Origin of the sequence: Trichococcus flocculiformis, assembly GCF_900113645.1 — a bacterium.
GTDB lineage: Bacteria > Bacillota > Bacilli > Lactobacillales > Aerococcaceae > Trichococcus > Trichococcus flocculiformis.
Genome location: NZ_FOQC01000084.1, coordinates 1 through 5184, shown reverse-complemented (window position 1 = coordinate 5184; position 5184 = coordinate 1). Strand labels below are relative to the sequence as shown.

General features: G+C 32.0%; 7 protein-coding genes. 2 read left to right on the top strand and 5 right to left on the bottom strand.

What is annotated here, in order from left to right; genetic code table 11:
- The 4 genes from BMZ71_RS14315 to BMZ71_RS14300 form a co-directional block, all read right to left on the bottom strand.
- The coding region (locus tag BMZ71_RS14315; protein ID WP_143071462.1) for a helix-turn-helix domain-containing protein at positions 1–248 on the bottom strand (248 nt) is incomplete at its 3' end.
- 71 nt (positions 249–319) lie between these two features.
- On the bottom strand, positions 320–1111 hold the full coding sequence (locus tag BMZ71_RS14310; RefSeq protein WP_086990852.1) for a CPBP family intramembrane glutamic endopeptidase: 792 nt from the start codon (positions 1109–1111) through the stop codon (positions 320–322).
- A gap of 459 nt (positions 1112–1570) precedes the next feature.
- Positions 1571–2011 (bottom strand): hypothetical protein, encoded by a 441-nt coding sequence (locus tag BMZ71_RS14305; RefSeq protein ID WP_034537918.1) that lies wholly within the window; start codon positions 2009–2011, stop codon positions 1571–1573.
- 5 nt (positions 2012–2016) lie between these two features.
- Positions 2017–2943, bottom strand: coding sequence for a DNA repair protein RadC (locus BMZ71_RS14300; protein WP_086990854.1), 927 nt, complete (start codon positions 2941–2943; stop codon positions 2017–2019).
- 128 nt (positions 2944–3071) lie between these two features.
- On the opposite strand from BMZ71_RS14300, the gene BMZ71_RS14295 reads away from it, so the two are divergent.
- Positions 3072–3920 carry an AraC family transcriptional regulator gene (locus BMZ71_RS14295; RefSeq protein WP_086990855.1) on the top strand — a complete coding sequence of 283 codons (849 nt, stop codon included), beginning with the start codon at positions 3072–3074 and terminating at the stop codon, positions 3918–3920.
- A 129-nt stretch (positions 3921–4049) separates the two neighbouring features.
- Entirely contained in the window at positions 4050–4499 is a 450-nt protein-coding gene (locus tag BMZ71_RS14290) for an NUDIX domain-containing protein (RefSeq protein WP_086990857.1), read from the top strand.
- A 239-nt stretch (positions 4500–4738) separates the two neighbouring features.
- Here BMZ71_RS14290 and BMZ71_RS14285 read toward each other — a convergent pair.
- Positions 4739–5184 (bottom strand): GNAT family N-acetyltransferase (locus tag BMZ71_RS14285; RefSeq protein ID WP_143071461.1); only part of this gene is annotated, 446 nt, incomplete at its 5' end.

Below are 5184 nucleotides of genomic sequence, written 5' to 3'. Positions count from 1 at the left end.
TGTTCATCTGTCAGCCGTGAAGGTCGTCCGCTTTGTTTTTTGGAGACTAAACCTTGGATTCCATTATGGCAGTAATTTTTCATATAGTGGCTGACAGTATGCTCGTCGCGGCCGATGGTGTGCCCGGCTTCTTTCCGGGTGTGGCCTTCGAGAACCAACTTGACTGCCAGGCAACGCTCGTACAACCGGCGGTTGTCTGTCGTAGTCATCGCTTTTTCCAATTCACGGATTTGGCGTTCTGTTTCCATGTTCCCCACTCCTCAAGTGTTTTCTTTAGTATACGCCTACAGGAGGAAAAACGAATGCAATTTAACTCAATTTATATAGTTGCTAATAATCCACCTTCTAATCCAAAATTGCCACCATTTAAGATCGAAAGGCTATCAATTGTTTTAATTCTAAATATGGTTTCATTAACTATCTTTCCACTAACTGGTAACCCTAAAATAGCAATAAAAAAATTCCAACTACTATGCAAAGCTCCTACTAAATACAAATTATCACTGTAAAAAAATATTAACGATAGTAAGAAACCAAGTAAAAATATGTTTATTAATCCAATACTCGTAACATTAGGATTAATTGCATGATTTAATGAGAAAATAACAGAATTTATAACTATTCCTATAGTCATATTGCTCATGCTAGCTATAGTATTCATAATATATCCTTTAAAGAGAAGCTCTTCTGCAAAGCCTTGAATACAAAAGCCAAACAGAAGTAATATTAAATATAATATATTAACGTTATTATTTATGCTGATTGAAATACTTTGCATAATCAAATTGCCTATAATAGTTGCTCCTATCATTACGAAACCCAAAATTGCACCAAAAGAATAATTTTTTGTGAAATTTTTAGAACTTATCCCTAACGATTGAATATCTCTTTTTTCTACAAATTTAGAGTATAGAATAATTGCTAAAATTACTAATGAATAGAAATAAAGTTGAATGAGGATTCCAAAACTATCAGAAAAAAAGGAACCTATTTGAATGACTAAACTACTAACTAATGAAAAAATAAGTAATCCAATTATTAAAGTAATCCATCCTCCGCGCCTGTAATTTTTCGTGAGTTCAGCAGATTTTGTTAGTGGTAAATATTTCATATTATGTCTCCAATCTGATTTAGATAGCAAATTTTGTACTTTTACAGAAAAAAAGGTATGTGTTTATGGCGTTGAGTTATGACGCAATCTAACACCTTTAATTATAAGGCACAAAAAAAAGAAAAAATATAATCTGACATCTTAATTACCTCCTAATAAACTTATATTTTGCCTATAAGTAGAGTATAAAAGATAATTATAAGGAATTTATAAGGATTTATAAAAAGATTCGGGTCGTAAATTTCAAGTTAGTCACCCAGTTGAATAAAATACTTCCTCGTTTAAAGGTCACTTGTTCAATCGGCTTTCTATTAATCAATTAAAGCACTACTATTTAAGCAAAGATACATTTGATAAAATAGGTGGCTAACTTAAACTTGAAATTTACTATTACTTAATTCTGTCATATGGCGATTCACTATCTTTGATTGTGTAGTAAGTATAATAAAATCGATATTATCATTTTGTAATTGGAATCATGATATCTAGTATGTTTTTTGCCTTATAGTGTTCTATAAATGGAAATGACCAATTGATATCCTCTTCGTAATGACCAATTAATAACTGATAAGCTGGACCGATTTTTTCATATAGTTCTGGTGGATCAAATTTGAGGCGTAATCGTATATAAGTTCCTCCCTCAAATTCGAATTGATCAAATCCAAATAATTCTCCATGATCACTTTCCAGAACGAGTGTACATACCCTGTATAATTTGCTCTCTCCATAATCTAGTCCATACATTTTCCTGCCTGTTAAAGAAGGAAAGCGGGCTTCAAATGTGGGCCAAGCTTTTTTTTGATTGTCTATATCATTCGGTATTTCTATATAAAGAAAGTTCATTTTTTCGACAGTAACCTCTTGTATAATCCCCAATTCTGTATTAATGGTTTTATCCATAATTATCAGTCTCCTTTATGTTGAATACATAATGTTCTAAATAGTTCATCTAGTTTAGCAATGTCCATAAGTGTATTTGCCAAGTTGGTGTATTCTTTTTTCATGCTGTCCAAGTGTGCTTGTCCAAACGAAATAGCCAATTTCTCCTTAATTTCGGCTCTAGGTAAGTCAAATTCTTTAAGGAACTCACTCATATATAAATTTCTAGCAGAAGCTAATCGAAAACTAAAATAGTGATGAATTTTTTGTTGCTGTTGATTTAAACCATTTGTTTTAATCGCATTCGCGTAATACTCTATTACTTTTGTATCTCCCTGTTCATAACGAGTTTTCATAACAATTGATACGCAATGAAAAATTTCTTTAGCAGTGGGTGTTTTAGTTCGGTATAAATTTCCCCACATTGAAAATGATCCTCTTTTATAATCAACATCTTCGGCTCTCCAATCTTTTACAAACTCTTCAAATCTCATTTTCATATAAGGATAACCAGCAGGGTCATGTAAATAGATATAATCATTTTCTAGATTTGTTACTGAAACAAAATGATCAACTCCGCTTTGATTGATAGAATTTGGATTGTAGTTTAAGTGTCCCATATCTAAGGGACCAACAATAACTGACCCCCTTCTCAAAAACTGTTCTAATTTTTTCTTACTAAGTTCGATGGAATTTTCGTCAATATCAGTTAAGTAAAATTCTTCATAATTGAATCCAAGCATAGTTAAAGAGTTACTAATAGATAAATCGGGTAGTCCGTTGTCAAAAAAAACTAATGGGTGTTTTGTATTCTTATCAACAAAGCTTGCCCCATTACCCATTACCATTAGGGCTTCTATATACTCAGGTTGAAAATGATACCCATAAGACTTTAGCACCATAGCGACTGAGTTAGTGTAGCATAAAGGTACATCTCCAATAAATGAATTCATTTTAACACCTCCTGATTAGATTCTATCTTTCTTCACGAGTTCTTTCCCGTCATTTTCTGTACAAGAAAATTAGGATTTTACAATCTTTTTCAATGCTAGTATGATACTTACAAAAGGAAGTGTATAAAATGGATGATTTATTAGAGATTATAAACCGCATTGAAAATAATATTGACCAAGACGTAAACTATACTCAACTTTGTAAAGGTTTGAGTATAAGCAGCAGTTCTTTACAGCGTGTGTTTCCAGTGCTCTTTAATATCACACTTTCTGATTATATTCGAAAAAGACGATTAACAAGAGCTGCTTTTGAACTTAAACACACACAACATAATATTTTAGAGATTGCTTTAAAATATGGATATGAAACGCCAGATGCTTTTACTGTTGCTTTTAAAAAACAACATGGGGCTACTCCGTCCGCAGCCCGTAAAGATGCTCCAATTAACCTATTTAATTCTTTAGAATTAAATTTATCAGTCGAAGGAGGGAACAATCTTCCGATAGAAATAAAGGTACTTCCTGCTTTTTATGTGGCTGGTATTTCAATAGAAACGACTATCATGAATCCCGATATTTCAATTCTTTGGAATCAGTTATCTCATTCTGACTTAATTGACGATTTAATAAATCTTAGTAGTGGAAGAAGCTTCGGAGTATGCTATGGAATCACAGATGATGGGAAAATTAAGTATATGGCTGGGTGGGAAGTTGAAAACCCAGATAAAGTTAACCATCTACCTGTTGAAGTCATTCAGGTAAAATCATCAACATTTGTTATCATCCCATGTAATGGAAAAATCCCCGATTCAATACATAAAGCGTGGAATTATATGTGGAAGAACTTCTTCCCGGAAAGTGGTTATACATATTCTGGAGACGTCGATTTAGAATTCTACCCCGAAAAAGTTACTAATTCTAATGAATATCAAATGCAGATATGGGTCCCAATAGAGAAAAATAACAATATAGCGTAAGCAAATATTTTTTTATTATTTAACAATACATGAAATTATATAAAGTCGTGTATCAAGAACCTTTTTAAAATAAGGTATATTTTTAACTCATTTTTATTATTTTAAATAAACGTTAAGGAGTAATTTAATATGGATTTAACTTTAGATACAGATTCAGGAAAATTAAATATTAGGGTAGCAGCATGGATAGAAAGCCAAAATAGTTTACTAGTTTCTAAATACGTTGATGGAATAATTTCTTTACCAGGTGGTAGAGTAAAATTTTCAGAGACTACTAGTGAAGCAGTAAAACGTGAAGTTTTGGAAGAAACTGGAGAAAAATTTTATGATGTAGAATTATTTTCAGTAATTGAAAATTTTTTCTTAGAAAAACAATCAAAAAAGGATTTTCATGAATTTCTTTTTGTTTATAAAGGTAAAATAAAAGAGAAAAAAGAATATCATGGTATAGATAATGATGATCAAGATATTACATGGGAATCTTTAAAAATTATAAATGAATTAAAACCTAGTATCTTTAGTGAGCTAGCTGGTTTCAAAAATAAAAATCATATAATTCACTTAGTAAATACTGATTAATGAAATGTATCCAAAATAATCACTATTAAGACAATTCTCAAAGTTTGATTCATACATGAAATTGGATAAAATCATGTATGAAGAACCCTATACCCATAGGGTTCTTTTTTATGACCGCCAGAAATAAACGATTATATACCATAATCGGATAAAATCATGTATCGAAAATAGAAGCCTACGTTTTTTCTTTAATTATGTCTAATTTGGGTGTACCCAAAACTGACAAAGGTAATTACCAATTATTTTAGGTCGTTTAAAGAAAGCAGCTGTTTTCCGTCTTGATCAAAATTACCCGGCGATAACCATTTTTCAAGCCTTTTTTTGTTCCGTTCCCATTCACAATCAAGCATTGAGAACCACGATGTATCGCGGTTTCTATTTTTGTACACAACTGCCTGCCGGAATGTGCCTTCATATTCAAATCCTAACCTCTGTGCAGCTAATTTAGAAGGCTCATTTAGACTATCGCATTTCCATTCGTATCTTCTGTACCCTAAAATCTCAAAAACATACTTTGCCAACAAATACTGGGCTTCGGTAGCTTGAATGCTTTTTTTCAATTGCTGGCTGTATATTACATAACCTACTTCGATAACGCCATTTTGTCGATCGTTACGCATTAGCGCAAGCGTGCCCAGCACTTTTGAATGTTCTTTATCCCAAATTCCAAAAAAGTAAGGGTCTT

What these genes read in the sequence shown, in the direction of transcription:
- BMZ71_RS14310 (WP_086990852.1), bottom strand. Translation starts at nt 1,111, where the DNA reads ATGAAATATTTACCACTAACAAAATCTGCTGAACTCACGAAAAATTAC.
- BMZ71_RS14290 (WP_086990857.1), top strand. Translation starts at nt 4,050, where the DNA reads ATGGATTTAACTTTAGATACAGATTCAGGAAAATTAAATATTAGGGTA.
- BMZ71_RS14295 (WP_086990855.1), top strand. Translation starts at nt 3,072, where the DNA reads ATGGATGATTTATTAGAGATTATAAACCGCATTGAAAATAATATTGAC.
- BMZ71_RS14300 (WP_086990854.1), bottom strand. Translation starts at nt 2,943, where the DNA reads ATGAATTCATTTATTGGAGATGTACCTTTATGCTACACTAACTCAGTC.
- BMZ71_RS14305 (WP_034537918.1), bottom strand. Translation starts at nt 2,011, where the DNA reads ATGGATAAAACCATTAATACAGAATTGGGGATTATACAAGAGGTTACT.